This window comes from Massilia sp. LMS1-1-1.1 (assembly GCF_040815535.1).
GTDB classification, from domain to species: Bacteria; Pseudomonadota; Gammaproteobacteria; order Burkholderiales; family Burkholderiaceae_D; genus Janthinobacterium; species Janthinobacterium aestuarii.
The window spans coordinates 281,468-306,791 of the sequence record NZ_JBFPNG010000056.1 but is presented as its reverse complement, the minus strand read 5'-3'; the positions used below and the strand labels follow the sequence as shown (position 1 = coordinate 306,791).

Sequence of the window (25,324 nt, the reverse complement as noted above, 5' to 3'; positions counted from 1 at the left end):
AATGATCGGAAATGGGCTGTGCGTTTTTGACGTCAACGCACGCCACAACGCCTCTGAAAACCGTCGCGAGCAAGCCCAATGTCGGGTTGAGTAGCGCAGCCGTACTTTAGTACGGCGAGCAACGCCGACCCGAGAGTGGGCTGCGCAGCAGGTTTGCAGTGCGTCCCTCACATCAGGTCGCAATACCATACTTGTGCTGCGTCGCCTCGTACTGCTGCTTGAGCGACTCGAGCTTTGGATGTTTGGGGTCGATCTTGCGGATCACCTGCATCTGGTGCTGCGCCTGTTCGGCCAGCGGGGCTTCCCAGCCCAGCATGTTGAGCTGGCGCAGGATGGCGTCGACGGAGGCGAACAGCACGGGCAGGTTGCCTGGGGTTTTGCGCAAGGCCTGGCGCAGCACGAATACGGCTCCCTTGAGTTCTCCGCTTTCCGACTTGCTGGCCGCATCCTGCATCAGTTCCTGCACCTGATTCGTGATCTGCTGGCCCATGCCTTGCGCCAAGTCGTGGCGGCCCGCCTTTTCAAAGACATCGACGGCCGCTTCCATCGTCACGTCGCTGTCGGCTTCGTTGACGAGTTTCATCATGACGTCGGACGCCGCCTGTTCCAGGTTGTTTTTCAGGCAGCTTTGCACGAGACCCACCTTCAGCTGCGTCGACAGGCCCCGCGCCGTGTCCAGGGCGGCGGCGGCCAGTTGCAGTTCGGTGGCGGCGGCGATGTCGTTGCCCGACAATTCATGCAGCATGGCGGCCGAGATGGCGCGGCACGCTTCCACGTTGGCGCCGCCGCGCAGCGAGCGCTCCATGTCGCGCAGCACGCCGCTGGCCTGCGGCGCATCGCCTTTCTTGACCAGCGTTTTCACCAGGTTGACGTGGTCTTCCGGGTCGCGGAATTCCGAGTATTTTGCCTTCGTCACCACCTGCTTGTAGGCCCGTTCGGCCGCGCCGATGTCGCCCGTGTCGAAGGCGATGCCGCCCAGGTGGCGCAAGCGGCGTACCATGTGCGGCGAGATGGCTACCGCGTCCTCGAGGATTTTCTTCGCCTGCAGCTGCTGGCCCATGGCTTCATGGTTTTGCGCCAGCAGGTCGTAGGCGGCCATGAAGCGGGGATAGACCTCCACCAGTTCCAGCAGCGCATCCTGCGCTTCCTCGTGGCGCTGCTGTTCGAACAGGGTGCGCGCCAGTCCCAGGTGGGCCCAGGCCATGGGGCGCGTGGCCAGCATGTCGGCGTACAGCTGTTCCGCATCCTTCCATTCGTCCAGGGCGATGTGCAGCTCGGCGCGCAGGCGGGCAAAATCGGCCGCCAGGCGTGGGTGCTGCAGTTCGGCCGCACGGCAGCTTTTCACGGCTTCGCGCAAGTCGCCCTTGTCGATCAGCTGATACGTGGGAAGGAAAATGGCACGCCGCTCGATGGCGCGCGCGATGCGTCCGCTCAGCACGTCGACGGTGAACGGTTTCAATATGTAGTCGGACGGGGTCAGCTCGGCCGCGCTGATCACCTTGCTGTGGATGGCTTCCGAGGTCAGCATGATGAAGATCGTCCACAGGCCGATCAGCTTATGGTGGCGCAAGTCTTCCAGCAATTGCTGGCCATCCTGGCCGTCGGTGCCGCTGCCAAGATCGTATTCGCACAGGATGATGTCGAACGGTTTCTTCGTCAGCAAGCGGATGGCCGTGCCGGCATTGACGGCATATTCCACCTTGGTGATGGCCGCCTGGTTCAGCATATTGTGCAGATTGCCCCGCATGCTGGGGTTCGGGTCGACGATCAGGACAGATAAGTCGCTAGTTTCTGGCATTGTTCAGCTCTCGTTCATCTGTTCGGTCATTTGCGGGAACTCTTCTTATATATGTCTCGGCCCGGCAGCATTATTTCTTACCAGCATACTGCAAAGCTGGCCGGCACTGCCAGCAAAATGCGTGCAATCGGGCGCGGGGCAGGGTGCAGGGCGCATCCGGTGGCGCGCAGCGTTGTATTTCATGGCACCGTTGTGCTGCGCGCCAGTGCCGGCGCCGCAAATTCCAGCACATAGTTGACTAGCATGATAGTATCCTAATTACAACTAATGTTGGATGCCGCACAATCTTGCGGCCAGGCATGCGCAAGGCTGTACCGGGCGCTTTTCTTCTTTCTGGTGTCGATACCCGTATGCGTGTTCCTGACCTTTCTTCCCTGCGGCGCGTTGCCGTTCCCCTCGCATTTGGCGGCAACAGCGAACAGCAGCATACCTATTTTGCGGAATTGCACCGGGTCGGCATGGTCACGCAAGCGCTGGGCATCATCGCCTTCAGCCTGACGTGGCTGCTGATGCCGCCCGCTTACCATCCGAACCTCACGCATGCCGTGCTGGCGCTGCTGGGCATGTTGATCAGCCTGGTCGTGCGCTACCGCTGCACCACCTTGCCCGTGCTGACCGTTACGGGCGCCTGCGCCGTGCTGGCCCTGACTTTTGGCTTGCGCACCATGGCCGACGCCGTCCATCACGCCAGCTTCTGGGTCTTGCCGGTGGGCGTCTTCATGACCCTGGCCATCGCCTCCATCTTCAATGGCGGTCTCAGCTATCTGGCTGTGGTGGCCGGCGTGTGGTGGAACGTGGGCCATGGCCTGTATCCGGTCAACGCGGGCTTGCCCGACCAATCCTGGGTGCCCTTGATGATCGCCGTCAGCGTGCTGTTCGGACTGGCGCTCAATGTCAGCTTCAGTTTATTGCGCTTGCGCAACTATCACTCCAAGGTGGAGCTGACGCGGCTGGCCTTCCAGGACAGCCTGACGGGCTTGAACAACCGCCGCATGTTCACGCAGCGCGCCCAGCAGATGCATGGCGCAACTCATGGCGGCAAGCTGCATTTCCTGATGATCGACATCGACAATTTCAAGATCATCAACGACCAGCAGGGCCACGATGCGGGCGACGCGGTGCTCGTGCGCACGGCCGCCGTCATCGCGGACAAGGCGCAGGGCCATCTGTGCGGCCGCCTGGGCGGCGAGGAATTCGGCATCGTCTACGCGGGCGACCGGGAAGACGCGCGCGCCTTTGCCGGCTCCCTGGTCGAAGCCGTCAGCCAGGCTTTCCTGGCCGCACAGTTCGTGTCGATCAGCGTGGGCGTGGCCGAGCTGGACCGGAGCAAGGACCTGGGCCACAGCTACCGGCTGGCCGACGAGGCCCTGTACCTGGCCAAGCGGCAAGGCAAGAACCGCTATGTGATCGCCTGATGACCGGCTGAGGGTGTTGTTGCCATGTCAAAAACTGCCGCTGTGCGGGGCAAAACGGTGGCAAAGGGCCAAGTTCCGGTCATAAGGCAGGGGTAAAACGGGTATAATGCGCGCAAAGGAAATTTGCCGTACGAAAGATATTGTCATACCTACCTTTAACCCGCAGCCACGCTGCATCAACCACCTTCCAATCATGTTGATACTGCCGGGTTCCAATGCCCTGTCCGTTTTCCGTAGCCACCGTCTGTTAAGCCAATTGCAAGCCGTCTCGCCTGCGATTGTTGCCGTACAAGCACGCTATGTCCATTTCATCGATGCCAGCGCGCCTCTCACCGACGACGACAGCACGCGCCTTGGCGCCTTGCTGACGTACGGCGAGCCGGCCCAGGCTGACAATACGGAAGGCGCTGCCGAAGAATTCTTCGTCATCCCCCGTTTCGGCACGATTTCACCGTGGGCCTCGAAAGCCACCGACATCGCGCACAACTGCGGCATGGCGCACATCAAGCGCGTCGAACGCGGCATCGCTTTCCGTATCAACCTGAAATCGGGCATCCTGGGCAGCGCCATCGGCGCCGGCAAATTGACGGACGAGCAGGTACAAGCCGTGGCCGACCTGCTGCACGACCGCATGACAGAATCCGTGCTGCGCAGCGCGGACGACGCCAAGGACCTGTTCCGCACCCTGGAAGCGCGCCCGCTCGAATCGATCGATTTGCTGGGGCAGGGCAAGGCCGCGCTGGAAACGGCGAACACGGAACTGGGCCTGGCGATGTCGGAAGACGAAATCGACTACCTGGACGCCGCCTTCACCAAGGCTGGCCGCAACCCGACGGACGTGGAACTGATGATGTTCGCGCAGGCAAACAGCGAGCATTGCCGCCACAAGATCTTCAACGCCGACTGGACCATCGACGGCGTGGCGCAACCGAAGTCGCTGTTCGGCATGATCAAGAACACGCACGAACTGCAGCCGAAGGGGACCGTCGTCGCCTACAGCGACAATTCCTCGATCATGGAAGGCGCCACGGTCTCGCGCTTCTACCCGCGCGGTGCAAACCACGAATACGCGGCGTCGACCGAACTGACGCACACCCTGATGAAGGTGGAAACGCATAACCACCCGACGGCGATTTCTCCATTCCCCGGTGCCTCCACAGGCGCGGGCGGCGAGATCCGCGACGAAGGCGCAACGGGCCGCGGTGCCAAGCCGAAAGCTGGCCTGACCGGCTTCACCGTGTCGAACCTGTCCCTGCCGGATGCCGTGCGCAGCTGGGAAACGGCCGCTTCCGTGACGTCGCCGCTGGCTGGCCGCGCGGATGCGGACCAATACGGCAAACCGGAACGCATCGCGTCGCCGCTGCAAATCATGATCGAAGGCCCGCTGGGCGGTGCCGCGTTCTCGAACGAATTCGGCCGTCCGGTCCTGGGCGGCTACTTCCGCACGTATGAACAGAACGTCGGTGCAAAGGAAGCGGGTACTGCGGACGCCGTGTTCGGCTACCACAAGCCGATCATGATCGCGGGCGGCATCGGCAATATCTCGGCGCAGCACACGCACAAGAACGACATCCCCGTCGGCAGCCTGCTGGTGCAACTCGGTGGCCCGGGGATGCGCATCGGCATGGGTGGTAGCGCCGCCTCGTCGATGACCACCGGCAGCAACACGGCCGACCTGGACTTCGACTCCGTCCAGCGCGGCAATCCGGAAATGGAACGCCGCGCCCAGGAAGTCATCAACGCCTGCTGGCAAATGGGCGCGGACAACCCGATCATCTCGATCCACGACGTGGGTGCGGGCGGCTTGTCGAACGCTTTCCCTGAAATCACCAACGATGCCAAGCGCGGCGCGATTTTCGACCTGCGCAAGGTGCCGCTGGAAGAATCGGGCATGGCGCCGAAGGAAATCTGGAGCAATGAGTCGCAGGAACGCTACGTTCTCGCCATCGCGCCGGAAAGCCTGCCACTGTTCAAAGCCATGTGCGAACGCGAACGCTGCCTGTTCGCCGCCGTGGGCGTGGCCACCGAAGAGCGTCAACTGAAACTGATCGACACGGAACTGGGCAACGAGCCGGTCGACATGCCGATGGACGTCTTGCTGGGCAAGCCGCCGAAGATGCAGCGCGACGTGGTCCACGTGGCCAACGATTTCCCTGCAATCGACCTGACGGGCATGGACTTGAAGGACGTGGCGCAAAAAGTGCTGCTGCTGCCGACCGTGGCCGACAAATCCTTCCTGATCACCATCGGCGACCGCAGCGTGGGCGGCATGACCGTGCGCGACCAGATGGTGGGACCATGGCAAGTGCCGGTGGCCGATTGCGCCGTCACCACCATGAGCTTTGAAGGCTACCTGGGCGAAGCGATGGCCATGGGCGAACGCACGCCGCTGGCCGTCATCGACGCCGCAGCTTCCGGCCGCATGGCCGTGGGCGAAGCCGTCACCAACATCGCCGCCGCAGCTATCAGCGATATCAGCGACATCAAATTGTCCGCCAACTGGATGGCCGCCTGCGGCCAGCCTGGCCAGGACGCAGCCCTGTACGACACGGTCAAAGCCGTCGGCATGGAACTGTGCCCGGCGCTGGGCATCAGCATCCCCGTCGGCAAGGATTCGTTGTCGATGCGCACGACGTGGAAAGACGAGAGCACGGGCGTGGCGAAATCCGTCACGTCGCCGGTGTCCCTGATCGTTTCCTCGTTCGCGCCAGTCACGGATGTGCGCAAGTCGCTCACGCCGCAGCTGAAAACGGACAAGGGCGACACGTCATTGATCCTGATCGACCTTGGCCGCGGCAAGAACCGCCTCGGTGCTTCCGCCCTGGCGCAAGTCATGGGTCAGTTGGGCAATGAAACGCCGGACGTGGACAGCGCGGAAGACCTGAAAGGCTTCTTCGCCGCCATCCAGAAATTGAACAGCGACGACAAGCTGCTGGCCTACCATGACCGTTCGGACGGCGGCCTGTACGCCACCCTGACGGAAATGGCTTTCGCCGGCCACACGGGCATGTCCGTCAACCTCGACATGCTGACCATGGAAGGCGAGCATTCGAGCGACTGGGGCGACGCCAAGAACTGGACGGGCCAGGTAGCGGAACGCCGCAACGAACTGACCCTGCGCGCCTTGTTCAGCGAAGAGCTGGGCGCCGTGATCCAGGTGCGCGCGGAAGAAAAATCGCTCGTCATGGACGTGCTGCGCACGTTTAACCTGGGCGCCTGCAGCCATATCATCGGCAAATTGAATGACCGCGACGTGATCGAATTCACGCGCGACGCCAAGCTGATTTACACCCAGCCGCGCGCTGAACTGCACCGCCTGTGGAGCGAAACGAGCTGGCGCATCGCCCGCCTGCGCGACAATCCGGCTTGCGCGGACGCCGAATACGACCGCCTGCTGGACGTGCAAGACCCGGGCATGTCGCCGATCGTTACCTTCGACCAGAACGACAACATCGCCGCGCCATTCATCGCCACCGGCGTGCGCCCGCGCGTCGCCATCCTGCGCGAGCAGGGCGTCAACTCGCATATCGAGACGGCGTACGTGATGCACCAGGCAGGCTTCACGGCCGTCGACGTGCACATGAGCGACCTGATCGCCGGCCGCGTGAAACTCGACGACTTCCAGGGCGTTATCGCCGTGGGCGGTTTCTCGTACGGCGACGTGCTGGGCGCTGGCGAAGGCTGGGCGAAAACGATTCTGTTCAACGCCAGCCTGGCGGAACAGTTCGCGCGCTTCTTCAACCGGACGGACAGCTTCGGCCTCGGTATCTGCAACGGCTGCCAGATGATGAGCAATCTGAAATCCATCATCCCCGGCGCCCACGCCTGGCCCAAGTTCACGCGCAACAAGTCGGAGAAATTCGAAGGCCGCTTTGCCATGGTCGAAGTGATGGATTCCCCATCGATCTTCTTCAACGGCATGGCCGGCACCCAAGCCGGCATCGCCATCGCCCACGGCGAAGGCTACGCCGACTTCTCGCAAACGGGCGACATCACCCAAGTCACCAAAGCCATGCGCTTCGTCGACAACAAGGGCGCCGCTACGGAAGCGTATCCATACAACCCGAACGGCTCGCCGGAAGGCATCACCTCCGTGACCACGCCAGACGGCCGCTTCACGGTGCTGATGCCGCACGCGGAACGCGTGTTCCGTTCAGTGCAGCAGTCGTACCACCCTGAAGCGTGGGGCGAGGATTCGCCTTGGATGCGCATGTTCAGGAATGCGCGGAAGTTTGTGGGGTAATTGGTCGCTTGCAGGGCAGCGCTGAAGTTCAAGGCGCTTCTGCTGGGGTAGGAATGAGAAAGCCGCTGTCGGGAGACAGCGGCTTTTTTTGTCAAGATGCTGTGACTTTGTTCGTGCTCTTGTTGTTTTGTGTTTTAACATTTGAAGGGGATATATTTTTCTTCCCTTTGTATCTTCTATTGTTTTTGCGATGGGCTGCATGTAGTGATCTAGGCCCGGACGGAGTGCCTTGCGCATCAACCATAATCTTCCCAATATCTAGTGCTTTTGCAATTCCTGGATTTAATATCAGTAATCCAGTTGTTTTTACTTTTGGTGCAATGTTATTTGCGGAACGCTCCCTATAAGACCAGTGAAAAAATGTGCCGCCACCACCTTCCACATTTTCACTGTATCCTACGACATTAATGTCATAAAGAAGCTGGAGTAAAGAGTCTGAATCGCGAAGGTATAGCGTGGCGCTAAAAGATTCACCGTCTGCCCATGCTTTAAAAAGTTTAAATGCAGAATTAAATTCAGTCATGGAAAATTTGCTTTTTCCATTTAAATACTGGAAGAATTTTAAATATTTATTGAAATCGTCTTGAGCCATGTAGAAGGCAGAGTAATTCTTTATTTCCCCTAACAGATAATCGGAGAACTCTCTAGTGATCGCAGGTTCATTTGCAATCCCTGCAGGGAATTGTGTCGCATTTTTATTTCTTCCTTTTAGGCAATATTTTTGTGTTATCTTTACGAATGTTAAAATATCTCGCGGTTTATGAAATGAATTTTTAAGTAGGTGTTTAAAGGTATGGCCGGAATTTCCTTTTGATATATAGTATTGATCCCAAGCGTCAGATGGTGTTGTCGTAAAATTTTGTTGAGATGAAAAATATTTTCCACTAACCTCAAATAATTTTGATGACGCATACTCTCGTTCTGTTGTAGACCAATCGAGGAAAACACAGTTGTCTTGAAGTCTGGAGTTTGAATTGTACAGATTTAAGGCATGAAAGACATCTGGGCGCACTAGAAGAACGACTTTTATTCGACCTTTTGAATCTCTAATATTGTTAAAGAATTCTGTGTTTAACTGCCATACGGCCTCTCCTAAGCCTTTGATACACTCTATATATTCTAAATAGGGCACCGTTTCTGGTCTGTAGTCTATGCCATCTATGAAAAGTATATGCCCATTATCAAGTTTTAAAGAGGAAATTGCCTCTTTTAAAGATGCTTCTGTTTCCATTAAGTGGTGTCTAAAGGTGGAGGTTTTTTCTGAACTTTCTTTCTTCTGTTCGCCGCCGGCTTCGCCAATCTGTTCATTTTTTATCTTTGCACTTAATATTTCAGAGTTGAGTACTTCAAACGCGCTTTCAACTTCTGGATTCAATGCATTTTTTGACCACTTTTGAATTTCCTTTTCAATTTTTGAAAATTTTCCTGTGACGAAGTGTAAAGGTGTCTTTGATTTTTCGACTAACATTCGCCCAGTTATAAAGAGTAGCATTGATCTCCATATGTTGGAATAATCGCTAAATGAGAGTTTTCCTTGACGTTTCATCGCAATAAACCTTTTATATTGCGTCTCCGTCATTGTTGTTAGTTTGCATTTGTGGTTTTTTGTTTCATTATTTTCTAGATAAACTGCGTATGCAGTTTTCCCAGCGCCTTTCTCCCCCATTAAAAAATAAACTTGAGGATGGAGTACTCGTTCTAATTCTTCTGTGGTAAGAAATATCCTCTGGAAGAATTCCTTATATTGTCTGCCTCGATAATTTATGGCATCGTTGTAAGGTTCTTTTAGATTCGCAATCTTTTCCCAGTTCATTTTTATTCGCCTTGTTTTCTAGATGATGTTCTGAAATTTTGTATTTAAGTTAGTTTTGTGGGTGTTTTTCCCTTCCTGATATGTTTTTGTAATTACAATCCTTTCGCCCCCCCACAATCATCACCGCCGACGGCACCAGCAAAAACTGCGCAAGCAGCGTCCCTGTCAATCTGCTCCCCACCAGCCACGCCACCGCGCGCCGGAACTGCGATTCTTCGATCTTTCCCTCGATGACGTCATCCGTCATGCCCGACATGTGCGGGTCGATGAAGATGGCCATCATGATGGTGGCGCCGCCGTTGATGATCGATGAAAGCGTGCTGGAGGTGACGCGCACGCTGGGGCCAGCACGCCTGCGTACAGTGCGGCGAAGACGCCCACCGTCCACCGGGCCGTGGCGATGACGTTTATGGCCGTCATGGAAATAAATACGCCGAATTTTTCGCGCAGGCCCGTGACGTTGGCGGGCTTGGGCAGGTTGGCGGAGGTCTTGAGGTAGGACAAGCCGCCCTTGAAGACGGCGTGCAGCAGCAGTTTGGGCACGGAGCGATGCACTTGGAAGTGGTCGACGGCGCGGCAGAGGACGCGCTGGAAGGTGGGGATCAGTATGGCGCCGAGGATGGTTGCCAGGCTGGTGGAGAACAGCAGCCCGTGGAAGTCTACCAATAGCGTGCTGACGGCTACATGCTAGTTTATGCCCGTTTCCACGCGCTTGGCCATGAATGGTCCCAGGAACAAGTTCGAGGTGCGCGACAGCAGCATCAGAATGTTGAACAGGGCCAGCGACACGGCGATGCGTCGCGTGTGGATGCCGGCGATGCGCATGGGAGGCGAGGGTGCCGATGATGTGGATGATGAACGTCAGCGCGCAAATCAGCAGCAATTGCTTGTCCATCACAGCCTTGCAGTATGGAAAATGTAATTCCATCCTGCCATGGAATTATTTATTTTTCAACTGCAAATAAGTTAATTTTCTTGTTAATTGGGTTTCGTGGTGTTTTGTGTGTTTGTATGCAGTTGGCAGTTTTTCACCCCAAGGCAGAAACTGGGGTCAGACCCTTAGGGGAAATGTCCCCCAATGGGGGATATTTCGATCACGAAGTGACTGACCCCGGCTCTTTGCCTGTGGGGTGAACCATGCCGCCACTGGCGCGATAGCCACGTTGGCGTTGCCAATATCGTAGTTCCTTGCTTGCATTCCAGCCCCGCGCCCTCAGCTAGGTGAGAGTGGTAGCCTGTAGCGCTGCCTCATTCGAACCAACCAGGAGAACCAATATGAGTTTCGATTCCTTTCTGTCCAAACTGAAGACCAAAGCCAGCGAACTGAAAACCGAAGCACTGAAGTACAAGAACAAGGATTTCCTGAATGCCGCGATGGCGGGATCGGCCCTGATCGCCATGGCCGACGGCAGTGTCAGTGCGGAAGAAAAGCAGAAGATGGTCAAATTCATTGAAAGCAATGATGCGCTGTCCGTGTTTACTACCACGGACGTCATCAAGGCTTTCCAGGACTATGTCGGCCAGCTGGAGTTCGACAAGGATATCGGTGAAGCCAAGGCCTACCAGGCGCTGGGCAAGATGAAGTCGAATGTGGACGCGTCGCGCTTGCTGGTGCGCATGATTATCGCTGTCGCTTCGTCGGATGGCAATTTCGACGCCAATGAGCAGCGCGTGGCCAGCAAGATTGCGCGCGAACTGGGCTTGAACCCAGGCGAGTTCGAGCTGCAGTAACTTTTAAGCCAGCCGGCCACGGCTGGCCAGATTTAACTCTTGTCCCACCACGGCGGCGTGCCCGACGACCAGGGGCACGCCGTTTGCACTTCGCTGATCCTGTAGCGGATCTCGATCACCTGGCCATGGTGAAACGGACCGCGTCTCCAGTCGCCGGAATCAAAGACGTAGCTTTTGCCCTTGATGCAGTGGTGGTTCGGATTGTTGCCGATGGGGCCGGTCGAGTGCAGGGTGACGCGCGCTTCGCCGTTGGCGTCCAGCGGGGCGTCGCCGCCCATGAAGAGGGGATCCGAGCCGATGTCGCAGACAGTGGTGCTGCCTATTTTGCTGCAGTGCTTGATATACGTTTGCTGGCGCGCATTGGCCACGTAATCGTCATGCCGCATCGGCTTGCCGTCGTCATAGGTAAAGCGCAGGACGACTTGCGTGGGCTCGCTGGCAGGATGGCGGGTGGTGCTGGTGCACGCGGCGCTGACGAGGGCCAGCAGGGGCCAGGCCAGCAGGCGCAGGCCGCCGCGCAGCACGGTGAATATCGGACTAGTGCGAGGTGTCTGCATTGCGCTCCATGGGCCGTTGCCATTCGTTTAAGGAATTTGGCGGCGATGATAGCACGCGATGGCAGCGCCTGTGCCTGCCGCGCCTGTGCGCCGCCTCAACGCGACGCCAGGCCGATGTTTTGCACGTGGGAAGGCACGATGCCGCCGCTCGACACCTTCTGCGACGGCACCACCATCACCAGTTCGCCGTCCACGCTGCCGTCATCGTTGTGGTTGATGCGTACTTTCAGCTGGCGGTCCAGCGCGACGAAGGCGTTGCGGTCGGTGGCGACGATGCGGTGCTCTTCCTGCTTGCCGATACGCGCATACTTTTCAGCGCCGGCGAGGCGCAGTTCCAGCGTGTCGCCATTCGACAGATCATAGGTGCCGACGAATTTCTTGAAGTCCTGGCGCATCATGTAGCGCGGGTGTTCGGGCACATCGATGCGCAGCACGTTGCCCGGCACGGTGACAGTGTGCTCGGGAGGCAGGGTTTGCGCGGTGGCTGCCGTGCTGGCGGCGGCGAGGCACAGCAGTGTGCCCAGGATGGTGGTTTTCATGTTGTTGTCCTCGTTGGTTGATGGCCTCTGGCGCGTGATGCGGGCGGGCATGGGGCAGGAACCAGTCTAGGCACAGGTTTGGCGCTGCGCATCGTTCATTCGGTGGAGAGCTGCAATGCATGCGGTGCCAATATTCAGTACAACGACGTTACGGCGCACCGTGATTCATTTCTTGCAGCACTTTCTTGCATAGCTCGCCGTACCCCACGCCAGTGCCCCGTTTGTGTGCGGCCAGGTCGTAGCGGGCGCTGATGTCGTCCCAGGCCGCGCTGCCGGGCAAGGGGCGCAAATCGGCGTCGAGGTCCATCTTGAAATGGATGAAGTGCCCATCGGCGCTCAGCAGCCTGCCGTACACGGCGGGCATGCCGGGGTAGGCCAGTCGCAGGTCGAGCATGAGGGCCGCGCCCAGCGCCACGCCATGGCTGGCCGCGTATTGGCGCAGGGCATCGGGCAGGGGACGGGCGCGCCACCAGGCCGCCGTCTGTTTGATGGCGGCCAGGGTCAGCGCGTTTTGCTGTTGGACAGAATATTGTCTGCTCATGGCTGCCACCCATGCTGAACACGGCTTGCAGCGTCAGCGCGATGCCAGGCCCATGCTTTGAACGTGGGCCGGCACGATGTCGCCGCTGGCCAGTTTTGCGGCCGGCATCTGCATCAGCACTTCGCCGCCCACGCTGCCATCGTTGCGCAGGTCGATGCGTATGGCCAGTTGCCGGTCGAGCGCCACGAAGCTGTGGCTGCCGCTGGCGACGATGCGGTGTTCCTCCTGGTCGTCGATGCGCGCATACATGAGGGCGCCGACGCTGCCGATATTGCGCAGGTGCAGCACTTGTCCGTTCGACAGCTCATAGCCGCCGCGGAACGGGGCAAACGTTTCCGCGTTCATAAAATGTCTTTGTGCCGGCAGTTCGATCGTCTGCAGGCGTCCGCCTGGAACGACGACGGTCTGGCTGTCGGGAAGCGACTGTGCATTTGCCAGCAGGGCGCAGACGCCCAGGGTGCCGGCCAAGATCCATGTTTTCATTTTTCTACCCATCCTTGAACTTTGGTGCCGTCCGCTGCCGGCGCGGCGATATTGTTGTCGATACCAGGAAAAGCGAACCGGCTGGTCCGTACGCGTTGTGGTGACACTGGCAAGGTGCGGGCGACCGGTCTTGCCAGTGTAGGCAGGCAAGTTGTCCTGTACATCATCCGATCGGATGAGACAGCCTCATGCGTCGAGCACGGCTAGGTGCGCGGTCGCGCCGTGGATCAGCGCGATCAGCTCGCCCTGGCGCCGCGTGTCCGTTTTCAGATAGGTATGGTGCAGATGCGTCTTGACGGTGTTGACGCTGATGCCGCTGCGTGCGGCGATTTCTTCGATGGTGGCCCCTTGCGCCAGCTCCTTGCCCACCAGCGCTTCGGCTTGCGTCAAGTCGAACAGCTGGCGCAAGGCGGGGACGGACGTGCTCGCTTGTGCAGGATCGCGCGCAATCAGCAGCGCACATGGGGGCTGGCAGGCGGCGAGCAGGGTGACGGTCAGGGCCAGCGGCGTTTGCTGCTTGCGCGCCAGGCGCAGCGACTGACATTGCGGCGCGCTGCCGGCGCTGTCGATGACGAGGCGCACGGCACGCACGAGGGCGGGCGGCACAGCGTGCGCCAGTTGCGCCGCATGCAGGGCGTGGCCGGCGGGCGTGGCGAAGCGCAGGCCGAGGCCCGCGTCGAGCACCAGCACGGCAGCGCCCATGGCATCGAGCGCCGCCAACGCGCAGCGGCTGGCCAGTTGCGCCTCGCGCAGGCGCTGCTGCAGGCACAGGGCGCGTTGCAGATGCGGCAAAAGTTCCTGCCATTGCCGGCTGTTCAGGGCGGCGCTGTCGAGCTGCGGCCAGTCGTCCGTGCCGCAAGCCGTCTCGTACAAGGCGGAGATCAGTTTGCCCACATCCGCGTTTACTGTAGCTGTGCCCATGCTTGTCCCCATAACCTGATTAGATCAGCGTGCCGCAGGCGTGCAGGTGCGGAACTGGGTAAGGGCGGTGTTGCGCAGCGATCCGCCCCGCCTTTGTGAGGAGGGGCTGGCCGCTGCCATCTGGCCTGGGCAACTATCAAGATAGTACAAAGACATCAGTGCTGCAATGGTTTGCAATAATATGGTTGGATAGTGTTCTGTAGGAAACTTGCACGGGCAAAACACGTCGATGATGTAAGATTCGCACTATGACCGATTTCACATTTACCGATTGCCCATGAGTTCCATAATGATTCCCGACGTCGCCCTCGTCGACAACACCGAACAACGCACGCCATTGGTGCTCGTGCTCGACTGCTCCGGCAGCATGGATGGCGAGCCCGTCGCGCTGCTGAACGAAGGCCTGGCCTTGCTGGAGCAGGAACTCAAGTCCGACGTGATCGCCGCCAAGCGCGTGCGCATCCTTGTGATTCAATATGGCGCCCACGATGAAGCCGTGGTGGCCAGCAACTGGTGCGATGCCATGGATTTCACGGCGCCCCTCTTGGCCGCGAACGGTACCACGCCGACCGGCGCGGCCGTCGAGCTGGCCTTGGCCGAAATCGAGCAGGAAAAGCAGCGCTTCCGCCAGGCGGGCGTGGCGTACACGCGGCCGTGGCTGTTCCTGATGTCGGACGGCGAGCCGACGGACCGCTGGCAGCACGGCGCCGAGCAGGCGCGCGCGGCCGAGCAAGCCAATAAGGTGGCGATCTTCCCCATCGCCGTGGGCGACAATGCGAACATCGATTCCCTGGGGCAGTTTTCCAGCCGTGGCGAACGGGGCGTGAAGCAGCTGAAGGGCTTGCAGTTCCGCGAACTGTTCCTGTGGCTGAGCGCCAGCATGCAAGTGGTGTCGCAATCGCGTCCCGGTGCGCAAGCCCAGCTGGCCTCGACGGACGGCTGGTCTGTCGTGAGCACCTGATCGATGGCAGCAGTGCAAGCAACACAGGATTCCTGGCGCACGTTCGGCGCCTCCGTCACGGGCAAGGCGCATCTGGATAAAGACATCCCGTGCCAGGATGCGCACGCGCACACCGTCGTGGGCGACGTTTTGGTGGCCATCGTCTGCGATGGCGCCGGTTCGGCCAGGCTCAGCGAGCAGGGCGCGCAATTTGTCGCAACGCAGACCGTGCAGGCGCTGGCCGGGCGGCTGGAGCAGGGCGCCACCGTGCAGGATTTGCTTGACGGCGCGCTGGCCGGCACCCTGGCGCAGATCCGCGCCGCGCTGGACGATATCGCCCGCGCCGCCAACGCCACCCTCGACGACTACGCTGCCACTGTTGTCGGCGTGGTGATGGGCGCCGACAATGGCTTCTTTTTCCACCTGGGCGATGGCCTGGGCGTGGCGCAGCTGGGCGATGGCGGCGAACTGATCTCGCTGCCCGCCAACGGCGAATACGCGAACGAAACCTATTTTATTAGCGGCGAACGCTGGCGCGAACAGCTGCGCCTGCTGCCGATACCCCAGTCCGTGCGCGGCGTCGTGCTGATGTCGGACGGTTGTATGCCCTTTGCCATGAGCAAGAACAATGCGGCCTTGTACGCGCCGTTCATGGATGCCGTGCAAGGCTATCTGCGCACGGTCGAGAGCATCGAACTGGGCAATGAAGCGCTGGCGTCCACCCTGGCCGATCCGCGCACGCACCAGATCACGGGTGACGACAAAACCCTGTTGCTGGCTTTGCGCGCATGAGCCGGAAGCAGGGCGTGACACCGGGCTTGAGTCCGGGCGGAAAAATCTGGCTCGATAAAGTCCGTAGCCTGGTCTTGGGCAAACTCATCAAGAGCGGCGGCGCGGGCAGCGTGTATCTGCTGCCGGGCGCGCCCACGCAGGTTGCCAAGCTGTACCACCCGCACCTGGACCGGGCCGCCAACCGGCGCAAGCTCGAAGCGATGCTGGAACTGACGCCCAAGCTGCCCGACCAGTTGGAAAACGGCAAGCGCTACGTGCAGATCGCCTGGCCGCAAGCGGCGGTGTTCGACGGCCAGGGCGGTTTTGCCGGCTTCGTCATGCCCTTGCTGGACATGGCGCAGACGGCCGAGCTGGAACAGGTCATGCAAGAGCGGCAAGCGCGCGCGGCCGGCTTGCCCACGGGTCTCGGGCCCAAGCTGACCCTGGCCGCCAACCTGGCCGCCGTCATCGATGCGCTGCACCAGCAGCAGCATTACGTGGTCGATCTGAAACCCGTGAATTTGCGCTTTTACCGCGATTCGCTGTACATCGCCATGCTCGATTGCGACGGCTTCAGCATCCAGGGCCATGCGGAGCGTTTTCCTGCCGAGCAATTCACGGCCGACTACCTGGCGCCGGAATTCCAGCGCAAGGGCATGCCGGCAGGCACGGAAATGGCGCAAGACCGATTTGCGCTGGCCGTCGTCATTTTCCAGCTGCTCAACTTTGGCATCCACCCTTACAGCGGGCGGCCCGGCAATGCGCAAGTGGCGACCGACATTCCCGGGCGCATCCGCGACGGCTGCTATGCGTATGGTGTCAAACGCCACAAGCAGCTGGCGCCGAACGCGACCAGCGGCCATGCCTTGATGCCGCCCGAGCTGCGCGCCATGTTCGACCGCGCGTTTTCCCAGTCCCCCAAGCCGCAGCGGCCCTCGGCGGCCGACTGGGCGCAGTTGCTGCGCGGCTATGCGCAGCGCAGCGACGGCAAGCTCGTCGTGTGTACCGCGAATCCCGAGCACCAGCATTTCGCAGGCCTCGGCTGTGCGGCCTGCGCGCGCGACAAGGTCATCGTCGCGGCCGGACAGGCGTCCGTGCTTGCCCAGCAGCAGATACTGGCGCAGCCACAGCAGCGCAGCACCCGCGGCGCGCACCATACGGCGCCGGGGCGGACGCCCGTGCGACTGCCTGCAGGCGGTGCGCAGGCCAAGGCGGTCGGCATTTCCGGCAAGGGCTGGGCCGTGGTGGTGCTGCTGATCGTGCTGTTTCTGATCGGCTTTACGGCCTGGACCTCGTCGTCCGATGAAGTGACGGACAAGGCCAGCCTGCAGGCGCAAGCGGACCAGGCGGCAGGACTGGAAGTATTTCGCTGGCGCTTGCCCAAGGCGGCCGGTTTCCAGCCGTCCGATGCGCGCAAGGCCGTGCGCAGCCTGTCGCAAGCGATCAGCAAGGGCGACGATGACGCCGTCACGCGAGGCTTGCAGCTGTTGTACCGTTCCGGGGAGGCAAAGCCGCCTGGCTACGGCGGCGACCGTACACAGGCGCGGCTGCGCGCGTCGTTGCTGGAGGGCCTGGGCTGGGTGCCCGGCTATGAACCGGTGCTGGTCGCTACCTATCTCGACCTGTTGCAAGCGAACCCGCGCGACCATCTGGTGGCGGCGGCCATGGGCCGCATGCACCTGAGCCTGAATGAACCCCAGGCGGCGCGCCAGTACTTCGAGCAAGCCGTGTGGGCGCACCCGACGGATGGCACGGCCTGGCTCGGCATCGCTGCTGCGGCGCTGCTGCGCGGCGGCGACGAGCGCGATGCCGTGAACCTGGTGGCGCTGGCGCACCTGACGGCTTACCGCTACGCCGTGGAGCATGCCTTGCCGGCCGAGCCGGGTCAGCCGGCCGACAATGGCGTCGCGCGCATGGCGCAGCGCATGGACCTGGCCGCCAAGGTGCTGCGCCTGGCCCAGCCCGGCGCCTACCAGAAGCGCTGGGACAAGGTGCTGGCCGAAGGCGCCTCGCTGGCAGTCAAACTCAAGGCAATGCCGCCCTTGCGGGACCAGGTCGCCAGTGTTCAGCGCGAAACAATGACGACGGTTGCCTATGGCGTGCTTGATGAAAAGCACGCAACGGGTGAAAACCGCCTGACCTTGACCATTACCGCCGACGGGACCCTGAGCTATGCGGCGGCCGAATTACCGATGGAAGCGATGCTGAACAAGGTACTGCTCGATAGCGTCAAGCGCTGGACCTACTTGCCGGCCGTACAGCACGGTCAATTGCTGGAATCGAAGGTGGTCGTGCTGGTGCGCTACCGCGATGGCCGGGTCAGCTTTGTGCCGGGCGGCGTGGCCGTCACGGCGGAAAATTAGAGGAATACCATGAAAATCAAGACCTTATGCGCCGTGTTGGGCGCTTCATTGCTGGCCCCGGGCATGGCCCAGGCGGAGATCGTGCAGCGCCAGGTGGTGACAGCCATCGCCAGCGAGCAAGATAGCGAAGGCGCCGACGTGCTGACCGTGGCTGCGAACACGGCTTGCGGCGGCCGCCAAGTGCGCATGGATGCGCGCTCGGTCGGGCTGGACGATGCACCGTACGAAGCGATGAAAGCCCGGCTGGCCAGGCAGATCCGCAGCAAGACGCCCATGCTTGTCACCGTGAAAAAATGCCCGGACGATGCGAGCGTGCCCATCGTGCGCCAGATCGCCGCATGCACGCCAGCGGCCTGCGCCGATGGCCGGGCGCGGCTGTACCTGCACGAGCGTTTCTTCCCCATCGAGCAGGAAAAGGCGCCGAACGTGCTGCTGCTACCTCTGCCAAAAGGCAAGCTGCCGGGCACGTGGAAGGTGGAGATTTATAGCGTGGCCGGCCACAAGCTGCGCCTGTCGGGCCAGGTCAACCACGCCGATTATGCGCAGGGCGAGCTGGTGGGCGGCTATGTCACGTATTACCCCGACGGCAAGACCGAGCAGGAAGTGGCGCAGGATGGACAGGGCCGGCAGCACGGCGTCACCAGTCTGTATCGTGCCGATGGCAGCTTGGGATCGCGTGGCAGCTGGCGCCATGGCTTGCCGGAGGGAACGCACCAGCAATATCACCCCACGGGCAAGCTGCGCGAAGCCAGCGTGTACCGCGACGGCAAGCGCGTCGACGGTCCCGTGCAGACGTTTGACGCGAATGGCAAGCTGAGCACCAGTTTTGTGCTGCGTGGCGGCGTCATGGAAGGTGAATTGCTCGCGTATTTCCCTGACGGAAAAGTGGCGAATCGCACGCAAGTGAGCAAGGGCAAGTTCAATGGCAGCAGCATCGATTACTACCCCGATGGCGCCGTGCGCAGCCGCATGACGCAGCGCGACGATCTTCCCGTCGGGGAAGCGCTGGAATTTTATCCGGACGGCAAGGTGCAAACCCGCCAGCAGTATGGCGACAACGGTGGCTTGCTCAGCGTCCAGCGCTACAGTGCCCAGGGCGTGCTGGTGCTGGAAAGAAAGTGGGATGCGCAACTGCGCGAGCAGGGCACGTCGCGCTCGTGGTACGAGAACGGCAAGCCCGAGCATGCCATCGAGTATGTGAACGACCGGCGCGACGGCTGGAGCCGCAGCTGGGGCCAGGATGGCAGCTTGAAGAGCGAATGTAAATATGCGGCCGGCAAGGCCCAGGGGGAATGTGGCGAAGCGCCGCCAGCGCCGGCACTGTTGCGCAAAGAGCAAACATGGCGCGCACTGAACTGAAGCACTGCCTAGTCGCCATGCTGCTGTGGCCGGCGCTGGCCCATGCCGAGATCGAACAGCGGCAAGTGGTCAGTGCCATTAAGGCCGAGTCCGGCAAGGGCACGCATAGTGGCCATTATGTGTTGCGCAGCGAACAGCGTTTCAGCCATGCCGGCGTATTGATGGTGCAGAAACAGTGGAACGCGGGCGGGCGCGAGGAGGGCGCGTTGCGTTCCTGGTTTGCGAATGGCAAGCCGCGCCAGCTGATCGAGTATGTCGATGGCGAGCGCCAGGGCTGGACGCGGCACTGGCGTGCTGACGGCAGTGTGGAAAGCGAGTGCCGTTATGTGGCGGATGTGGCGCAGGGCGAATGTACGGGAGTGTCCGCGAAGATGTCGTACACGGAAGATGGGATTGAGTTCGAGATGCCGGAGCAGTGAGGCACGTCAATTAACCCAAGACAAGGACTGGGGTCAGACCCGTCGGGTCTGACCCCGGCTCTTTGCCTGAGGGTTCGGTGATGCTATCGGCTTACAAATAGTCTAGGACTGAGGCGTAACATTACCGATGCGGCGGCGTCAGCACGCTGGCTATCGCCTTCGGCAACGTTTCCGGATAATCGCGGCTGAAGTGCAGGCCGCGGCTTTCTCGGCGGGACAGGGCGCTGTTGACGATCATCGAGGCCACGTCGACGAGATTGCGCAGTTCCAGCAAATCGTGGGTGATGCGGAAGTTGCGGTAGTACTCGTCGATTTCTTCCTTCAAGAGCGCGATGCGGTGCTGGGCCCGCTCCAGGCGTTTCGTCGTGCGCACGATGCCCACGTAATTCCACATGAAGCGGCGCAGCTCGTCCCAGTTGTGGGAAATCACCACTTCTTCATCCGCATCCGTAACCCGGCTTTCATCCCAGTCGGGCAGATATGGCGTACCCAGCTTTTCCTTGCTTTCGATGTCTTGCGCGCAGGCGCGGCCGATGACGATGCATTCCAGCAGGGAATTCGACGCCAGGCGGTTCGCGCCATGCAGGCCCGTGCATGCCGTTTCGCCGACCGCATACAGGCCCGGCAAGTCGGCCCGGCCCGACAAATCCGTCACGACGCCGCCGCATGTGTAGTGGGCGGCGGGGACGATAGGGATAGGCTGCTTGGTGATGTCGATGCCCAGTTCCAGACAGCGCGCGTAGATGGTCGGGAAGTGTTCGATGAGGAATTCGGCCGGCTTGTGGCTGATGTCCAGGTGCACGTAATCGAGGCCGCGTTTCTTGATCTCGAAGTCGATGGCGCGCGCCACCACGTCGCGCGGCGCCAGTTCGGCCCGCTCGTCGTGGGCCAGCATGAAGCGCGTGCCAGCGGCCGCGCCCGCCTCAGGCGGCAGTTTCAGCAAGCCGCCTTCGCCACGGATGGCTTCGGTGATCAGGAACGATTTGGCATACGGGTGATACAAACAGGTCGGGTGGAACTGGATGAATTCCATGTTCGACACGCGGCAGCCGGCGCGCCAGGCCATGGCGATGCCGTCGCCGCTGGCCGTGTCGGGATTCGTAGTATATAAGTACACTTTGCCGGCACCGCCCGTGGCCAGCACGGTGTGCTCGGCGGCAAACGTCAGTACTTTACCCGTTTGCTCATCCTGTACGTACAGGCCATGGCAATGTGGTTGGGCATTGCGCTGGGTCGGCTTCATGCCCAGCTTGTCGGAAGTGATCAGGTCGATCGCGCAATGGTGTTCGAACAGGCTGATGTTCGGGTGGGCGCGGACTTTTTCTTCCAGGGTCACTTGCACGGCGTGGCCGGTGGCGTCGGCCGCGTGGATGATGCGGCGCTGGCTGTGTCCGCCTTCGCGGGTCAGGTGGAAACCCAGTTCGGCCGTGGCGTCGCGTGTAAACGGCACGCCTTGCTCGATCAGCCATTCGATCGCTTCGCGGCCGTGCTCGACGATGTAGCGCGTGGCGCTCTCGTCGCACAGGCCGCCGCCCGCGATCAGGGTGTCTTCGATGTGCTGCTCGTGGCTGTCGCCCGAGTCCAGCACGGCCGCGATCCCGCCTTGCGCCCAGTTGCTGGCACCGTCGAGCAGCGCGCGTTTGGAAATGATCGCGACGGTGCGCGTCTCAGCTAAATGCAGTGCAACCGATAAACCCGCCAGGCCACTGCCGACAATCGCTACATCAAATTTCATGACATTTATCTTTTTTTAGGGGAAGCATACTATATGCCATTTCCCCTCATTCGGTAATGTATTGAGATAAATTCTACCAGCGAAAGATAGCTGGGGCTGTAGCTTGTGGCGCATCAATGTCTTCTTGGAACAGTTCGCCATGATGGCAAGACCAGCAGCGGGCCGCCTTGCGCGCGGCCTGATGCTTTTTGCCGCAGGGGGAACCATGATCCGCATCTTCAGCCACTATGTCTCGAAAACAGCGTTTATCCTGCTGTTGCTGGAAATCCTGATCCTGCTGCTGTCGGCCACCCTGACGTCCTTGCTGTGGCTGGCGGATGGCAGCCACCTGGTGCGGGCGAGCGAGGTCTATCTGTCGTCCTCTATCTTTGCGCTGGTCATCGTCTTGAGCATGAGCGCGCTGGGCATGTACCAGCACCGTTCGCGCGAAGACATCCGCAACACGTTATTACGCATCCTGCCGTCGTTCGCGCTGGGTTTTGCCGTACTCAGCGTGTTGATACGCTTCATTCCAGCCTTGCATTTCGGACGCGGCAGCGTGCTGATCTTCGGCCTGGGCGCCATCGGCGTGCTGCTGGCGCGCCTGCTGGTATTCAAATCCTCGCAATCGGCGCTGATGAAAGGCCGGCTGATACTGGTGGGTGGCGGGGCGCTGGCGCGCGAGTGCATGGACTTGGCGGCCAGCAAGATCGGTTTCCACCAGTTTACGGTCGTCGGCTGCATCGATGTGGCAGGCGAGCAGTGCTGCGTGCCGGCCTCGGCCTTGCTGCCGACCGGCCTTTCCTTGCTGGCCACTGCCCAGCGCCATGCCGCGCATGAAATCGTCGTGTCCGTCAGCGACCGGCGCAATGGCGCGTTTCCTGCCAAGCAACTGTTGGAATGTGCGCTGGGCGGTGTCAAGGTGATCGACGCGGCCACGTTTTTCGAGCGCGAAGCGTGCCAGATCCGCATCGATTCATTGCAACCGAGCTATCTGATCTATGGCGGCGGCTTTGATCAGAGTTTTTTCCGTGCCACGTCGAAGCGTTTGTTCGACCTGGCGGCCAGCGGGGTCATCTGCCTGGCGTCGCTGCCCGTGATGCTGGTAACCGCCCTGTGCATCCGTTTGGAAGACGGCGGCCCCGTGTTCTATCAGCAAGAACGGGTGGGGCGCGACGGCCAGCCTTTCAAGGTGCTGAAATTTCGCAGCATGCGCTGCGACGCCGAGCGCGACGGCACGCCCATCTGGGCCTTGGCCAACGATGCGCGCATCACGCGCGTGGGCAATCTGATCCGCAAGCTGCGCATCGACGAGCTGCCGCAAATGCTCAATGTATTTCGCGGCGAAATGAGTTTCGTCGGCCCCCGCCCCGAGCGCGCGTATTTTGTCGAGCAGCTGAAGGAGCAGGTGCCGTACTACAACATTCGTCACAGCATCAAGCCTGGCATCACGGGCCTGGCGCAGGTGCGCTACCAGTATGGCGCTTCCGTCGACGATGCCGTCAAGAAGCTGCAATACGATTTGTATTATGTGAAAAACAATAGCTTGTTCCTCGACTTGCTGATCCTGCTCGACACGGTGCAGGTGGTGCTGTTTGGCAAGGGCAGCCGATGATGCGGGACCAGTCGGACTGGCTGGCGGCGCCCGACGCGGCGGCTCTCAGCCATGGCCTGGCGTCGCTGGCCTTCTTCGTGCTGGCGCTGCTATTGATCAGCAACTGGCGCGCACGGCAAAACGTGCGTGCCTTGCTGGTGGCGTGCCTGGCGACGGGCGGCTGGGCGACGGGCACGGTGGTGCTGGTGCTGCTGGGGCAGCGCATCGCGCTGGCCGGCGACGCGCTGGAATTGCTGCGCACCCTGGCCTGGCTGGTGTTTTTGCTGCTGTTGATTGAACCGTCGCGGCCCCGCTTGCGCCTCGTGCTGGCCGGCATCGTCCTCACGGCGCTGGCACCGTGGCTGCTCTCCATGGCCTCATCCTGGCTGGCGCTGCCTTTGCCGGCGCGGCTCATCGCCAGTGTGTGCCGGCTGCTGCTGGCCGTGCTGGGCATGTTGCTGGTGGAACAGTGGTACCGCAACACGCCGCCCTTGAAACGCTGGGGCATCAAGTTTGCGTGCCTGGGCGTGGGCGGGCTGTTCGCCTATGATTTCTATCTGTACAGCGACGCCTTGCTGTTTCGCGCGGTCAATGACGACATCTGGGCCGCGCGCGGCATCGTCGACGCCCTGTGTGCGCCGCTGCTGGCCGTCTCGGCCGCGCGCAATCCGGGCTGGGCGCTGGGCTTGTCCGTTTCGCGCCAGATGCTGTACCGCTCGGCCGCCTTGCTGGGCTCGGCCATCTATTTGCTGGCCATGGCGGCCAGCGCCTATTATCTGCGCTATTTCGGCGGCACCTGGGGCTCCCTGATGCAGATGGCATACCTGGGCGGCGCGGCCTTGCTGCTGGCGGGCGTGCTGTTTTCCGGTAGCCTGCGCGCCAAGCTCAAGGTGTATATCAATAAACATTTTTACAATGCCATCTTCGATTACCGCGAGGAATGGCTGAGATTTACGCGCGCGCTGTCGGAAGACGGGCCCGCGCTGGGCGAACGCACGATACAGGCCATGGCGCAGCTCGTGGAAAGCCGCGCCGGCGCGCTGTGGATCTTGCGCGAACAGGGGCAGTTTGCCCCGGCCGCCAGCTGGAACTGGCCGCCGGGCACGTGGAGCGAGCCGGCGCTTGGCCCCCTGTGCCAGTTCCTGGAGGCACGGCAGTGGGTGATCGACGTGCCCGATTGCCGGCACAATCCGCGCCAGTACGGCGGCTTGCGCTTGCCGCCGGCGCTGCTGGCGCTGCCCGATGTGTGGCTGCTGGTGCCATTGATGCTGCATGGCCAGCTGTTCGCCTTTGTCGCACTGGCGCGGCCCCGCACGCACATCAGCTTGAACTGGGAAATCCTCGACGTGCTGAAAATTGCCGGCAGCCAAGCCGCCAGCTACCTGGCGCACCGCGAATCGCTCGATACCCTGACAGTGGCGCGCCAGTTCGACTCGTTCAACCGCATGTCCACCTTCATCGTGCATGACCTCAAAAACCTCGTGTTCCAGCTGTCGCTGCTACTGAGCAATGCCGAAAAGCACCGCGCCAATCCGGCTTTCCAGGAAGACATGCTGGGCACCTTGGATCATTCCGTGCAGAAAATGAAGACCTTGCTGCAGAAACTGGCGCGCGGCGAAGCGCCGGAAGCGCCCGCGCCGCTGCTGCTCGACGGCTTGCTGCGCCAGGCCGTGGCCGCCAAGGCCAGCCTGGCGCCGGCGCCCCGGCTGGAAATCGTCGATGGCGGGCTGACGGTGCTGGCCAACCGCGCGCGCCTGGAACGGGTGCTGGGCCATTTGATCCAGAACGCGATCGAAGCGACAGCCAGCGATGGCAAGGTGGCCGTGCGGCTGCGGCGCGAGCAGCACATGGCCGTCGTCGAGCTCAACGATACGGGGCAGGGCATGAGCGAGCAATTCATCCGCGAGCGCCTGTTCAAACCGTTCGATACGACCAAGACGGCGGGCATGGGCATCGGCGTGTTCGAAAGCCGCGAATACCTGCGCGAAGTGGGCGGCAGCCTGGAAGTGCGCAGCGAGCCGCAGGTGGGCACGACGTTTCGCGTGGTCCTGCCGTTGCACGCGGCCATGGGGTCTGACCCGCCGGGTCATACCCCAGATTTCCGCTGCGCTACCCGCTGACTG

18 protein-coding genes and 1 pseudogene are annotated in these 25,324 nt (G+C 61.1%); 10 read left to right on the top strand and 9 right to left on the bottom strand.

What is annotated here, in order from left to right; translation table 11 throughout:
- Positions 1-172: 172 nt before the first annotated feature.
- The gene (locus tag MRBLMS1_RS26005) at positions 173-1,798 is read right to left on the bottom strand and encodes a response regulator (RefSeq protein ID WP_485883077.1); all 1,626 of its coding nucleotides are present in this window, start codon (positions 1,796-1,798) and stop codon (positions 173-175) included.
- Between the two features lie 350 nt (positions 1,799-2,148).
- Between MRBLMS1_RS26005 and MRBLMS1_RS26000 the strand changes: the two genes are divergently transcribed.
- The gene (locus tag MRBLMS1_RS26000) at positions 2,149-3,213 is read left to right on the top strand and encodes a GGDEF domain-containing protein (protein WP_181877826.1); all 1,065 of its coding nucleotides are present in this window, start codon (positions 2,149-2,151) and stop codon (positions 3,211-3,213) included.
- A gap of 193 nt (positions 3,214-3,406) precedes the next feature.
- A complete protein-coding gene (purL, locus tag MRBLMS1_RS25995; protein ID WP_485883074.1) occupies positions 3,407-7,456 on the top strand; it encodes a phosphoribosylformylglycinamidine synthase in 4,050 nt (1,349 codons plus the stop codon).
- A 91-nt stretch (positions 7,457-7,547) separates the two neighbouring features.
- Here the strand turns inward: purL and MRBLMS1_RS25990 are convergent, their stop codons facing one another.
- Both MRBLMS1_RS25990 and MRBLMS1_RS25985 read right to left on the bottom strand, forming a co-directional pair.
- Positions 7,548-9,269 carry a P-loop ATPase, Sll1717 family gene (locus MRBLMS1_RS25990; RefSeq protein ID WP_485883072.1) on the bottom strand — a complete coding sequence of 574 codons (1,722 nt, stop codon included), beginning with the start codon at positions 9,267-9,269 and terminating at the stop codon, positions 7,548-7,550.
- Between the two features lie 49 nt (positions 9,270-9,318).
- Positions 9,319-10,164 (bottom strand): annotated as a pseudogene (locus MRBLMS1_RS25985) (lipid II flippase Amj family protein).
- A gap of 380 nt (positions 10,165-10,544) precedes the next feature.
- On the opposite strand from MRBLMS1_RS25985, the gene MRBLMS1_RS25980 reads away from it, so the two are divergent.
- The gene (locus MRBLMS1_RS25980; protein ID WP_128139363.1) at positions 10,545-11,000 is read left to right on the top strand and encodes a tellurite resistance TerB family protein; all 456 of its coding nucleotides are present in this window, start codon (positions 10,545-10,547) and stop codon (positions 10,998-11,000) included.
- 32 nt (positions 11,001-11,032) lie between these two features.
- Here MRBLMS1_RS25980 and MRBLMS1_RS25975 read toward each other — a convergent pair whose 3' ends face one another.
- The 5 genes from MRBLMS1_RS25975 to MRBLMS1_RS25955 form a co-directional block, all read right to left on the bottom strand.
- On the bottom strand, positions 11,033-11,557 hold the full coding sequence (locus tag MRBLMS1_RS25975; protein ID WP_485883070.1) for a hypothetical protein: 525 nt from the start codon (positions 11,555-11,557) through the stop codon (positions 11,033-11,035).
- A 95-nt stretch (positions 11,558-11,652) separates the two neighbouring features.
- Positions 11,653-12,096 carry a hypothetical protein gene (locus MRBLMS1_RS25970; RefSeq protein ID WP_485883068.1) on the bottom strand — a complete coding sequence of 148 codons (444 nt, stop codon included), beginning with the start codon at positions 12,094-12,096 and terminating at the stop codon, positions 11,653-11,655.
- 148 nt (positions 12,097-12,244) lie between these two features.
- Positions 12,245-12,637, bottom strand: a complete 393-nt coding sequence (locus tag MRBLMS1_RS25965) for a hypothetical protein (RefSeq protein WP_139088875.1) — start codon at positions 12,635-12,637, stop codon at positions 12,245-12,247.
- 33 nt (positions 12,638-12,670) lie between these two features.
- Positions 12,671-13,120: a hypothetical protein gene (locus MRBLMS1_RS25960; RefSeq protein ID WP_485883066.1), complete on the bottom strand. Its 450-nt coding sequence runs from the start codon at positions 13,118-13,120 to the stop codon at positions 12,671-12,673.
- A 186-nt stretch (positions 13,121-13,306) separates the two neighbouring features.
- Entirely contained in the window at positions 13,307-14,041 is a 735-nt protein-coding gene (locus MRBLMS1_RS25955; RefSeq protein WP_485883064.1) for a helix-turn-helix transcriptional regulator, read from the bottom strand.
- Between the two features lie 277 nt (positions 14,042-14,318).
- On the opposite strand from MRBLMS1_RS25955, the gene MRBLMS1_RS25950 reads away from it, so the two are divergent.
- The 5 genes from MRBLMS1_RS25950 to MRBLMS1_RS25930 are packed head-to-tail and all read left to right on the top strand — an operon-like array spanning position 14,319 to position 19,893.
- Positions 14,319-15,002 (top strand): vWA domain-containing protein, encoded by a 684-nt coding sequence (locus MRBLMS1_RS25950; protein WP_034748542.1) that lies wholly within the window; start codon positions 14,319-14,321, stop codon positions 15,000-15,002.
- A 3-nt stretch (positions 15,003-15,005) separates the two neighbouring features.
- Positions 15,006-15,773, top strand: coding sequence for a PP2C family serine/threonine-protein phosphatase (locus tag MRBLMS1_RS25945; protein ID WP_456149640.1), 768 nt, complete (start codon positions 15,006-15,008; stop codon positions 15,771-15,773).
- On the top strand, positions 15,770-18,115 hold the full coding sequence (locus tag MRBLMS1_RS25940; protein WP_485883061.1) for a hypothetical protein: 2,346 nt from the start codon (positions 15,770-15,772) through the stop codon (positions 18,113-18,115). Before MRBLMS1_RS25945 ends, MRBLMS1_RS25940 begins: the two co-directional genes overlap by 4 nt.
- A gap of 9 nt (positions 18,116-18,124) precedes the next feature.
- Entirely contained in the window at positions 18,125-19,474 is a 1,350-nt protein-coding gene (locus tag MRBLMS1_RS25935; protein WP_485883059.1) for a toxin-antitoxin system YwqK family antitoxin, read from the top strand.
- Positions 19,456-19,893, top strand: coding sequence for a toxin-antitoxin system YwqK family antitoxin (locus tag MRBLMS1_RS25930; protein WP_485883057.1), 438 nt, complete (start codon positions 19,456-19,458; stop codon positions 19,891-19,893). Before MRBLMS1_RS25935 ends, MRBLMS1_RS25930 begins: the two co-directional genes overlap by 19 nt.
- A 121-nt stretch (positions 19,894-20,014) precedes the next feature.
- On the opposite strand, the gene nadB is transcribed toward MRBLMS1_RS25930, so the two are convergent.
- Positions 20,015-21,628 (bottom strand): L-aspartate oxidase, encoded by a 1,614-nt coding sequence (gene nadB / locus MRBLMS1_RS25925; RefSeq protein WP_128141599.1) that lies wholly within the window; start codon positions 21,626-21,628, stop codon positions 20,015-20,017.
- Positions 21,629-21,833: 205 nt separating this feature from the next.
- Between nadB and MRBLMS1_RS25920 the strand changes: the two genes are divergently transcribed.
- The gene (locus tag MRBLMS1_RS25920; protein ID WP_128141597.1) at positions 21,834-23,222 is read left to right on the top strand and encodes a TIGR03013 family XrtA/PEP-CTERM system glycosyltransferase; all 1,389 of its coding nucleotides are present in this window, start codon (positions 21,834-21,836) and stop codon (positions 23,220-23,222) included.
- Entirely contained in the window at positions 23,219-25,321 is a 2,103-nt protein-coding gene (gene prsK, locus MRBLMS1_RS25915; RefSeq protein WP_485883054.1) for an XrtA/PEP-CTERM system histidine kinase PrsK, read from the top strand. The genes MRBLMS1_RS25920 and prsK overlap by 4 nt, the downstream gene beginning before the upstream one ends.
- The last annotated feature ends 3 nt before the right edge of the window (positions 25,322-25,324 follow it).

Bases quoted from the DNA above. Each gene is read 5' to 3' on its own strand.
- MRBLMS1_RS26005 (WP_485883077.1), bottom strand. From the start codon at position 1,798: ATGCCAGAAACTAGCGACTTATCTGTCCTGATCGTCGACCCGAACCCC.
- MRBLMS1_RS26000 (WP_181877826.1), top strand. From the start codon at position 2,149: ATGCGTGTTCCTGACCTTTCTTCCCTGCGGCGCGTTGCCGTTCCCCTC.
- purL (WP_485883074.1), top strand. From the start codon at position 3,407: ATGTTGATACTGCCGGGTTCCAATGCCCTGTCCGTTTTCCGTAGCCAC.
- MRBLMS1_RS25990 (WP_485883072.1), bottom strand. From the start codon at position 9,269: ATGAACTGGGAAAAGATTGCGAATCTAAAAGAACCTTACAACGATGCC.
- MRBLMS1_RS25980 (WP_128139363.1), top strand. From the start codon at position 10,545: ATGAGTTTCGATTCCTTTCTGTCCAAACTGAAGACCAAAGCCAGCGAA.
- MRBLMS1_RS25975 (WP_485883070.1), bottom strand. From the start codon at position 11,557: ATGCAGACACCTCGCACTAGTCCGATATTCACCGTGCTGCGCGGCGGC.
- MRBLMS1_RS25970 (WP_485883068.1), bottom strand. From the start codon at position 12,096: ATGAAAACCACCATCCTGGGCACACTGCTGTGCCTCGCCGCCGCCAGC.
- MRBLMS1_RS25965 (WP_139088875.1), bottom strand. From the start codon at position 12,637: ATGAGCAGACAATATTCTGTCCAACAGCAAAACGCGCTGACCCTGGCC.
- MRBLMS1_RS25960 (WP_485883066.1), bottom strand. From the start codon at position 13,120: ATGAAAACATGGATCTTGGCCGGCACCCTGGGCGTCTGCGCCCTGCTG.
- MRBLMS1_RS25955 (WP_485883064.1), bottom strand. From the start codon at position 14,041: ATGGGCACAGCTACAGTAAACGCGGATGTGGGCAAACTGATCTCCGCC.
- MRBLMS1_RS25950 (WP_034748542.1), top strand. From the start codon at position 14,319: ATGAGTTCCATAATGATTCCCGACGTCGCCCTCGTCGACAACACCGAA.
- MRBLMS1_RS25945 (WP_456149640.1), top strand. From the start codon at position 15,006: ATGGCAGCAGTGCAAGCAACACAGGATTCCTGGCGCACGTTCGGCGCC.
- MRBLMS1_RS25940 (WP_485883061.1), top strand. From the start codon at position 15,770: ATGAGCCGGAAGCAGGGCGTGACACCGGGCTTGAGTCCGGGCGGAAAA.
- MRBLMS1_RS25935 (WP_485883059.1), top strand. From the start codon at position 18,125: ATGAAAATCAAGACCTTATGCGCCGTGTTGGGCGCTTCATTGCTGGCC.
- MRBLMS1_RS25930 (WP_485883057.1), top strand. From the start codon at position 19,456: ATGGCGCGCACTGAACTGAAGCACTGCCTAGTCGCCATGCTGCTGTGG.
- nadB (WP_128141599.1), bottom strand. From the start codon at position 21,628: ATGAAATTTGATGTAGCGATTGTCGGCAGTGGCCTGGCGGGTTTATCG.
- MRBLMS1_RS25920 (WP_128141597.1), top strand. From the start codon at position 21,834: ATGATCCGCATCTTCAGCCACTATGTCTCGAAAACAGCGTTTATCCTG.
- prsK (WP_485883054.1), top strand. From the start codon at position 23,219: ATGATGCGGGACCAGTCGGACTGGCTGGCGGCGCCCGACGCGGCGGCT.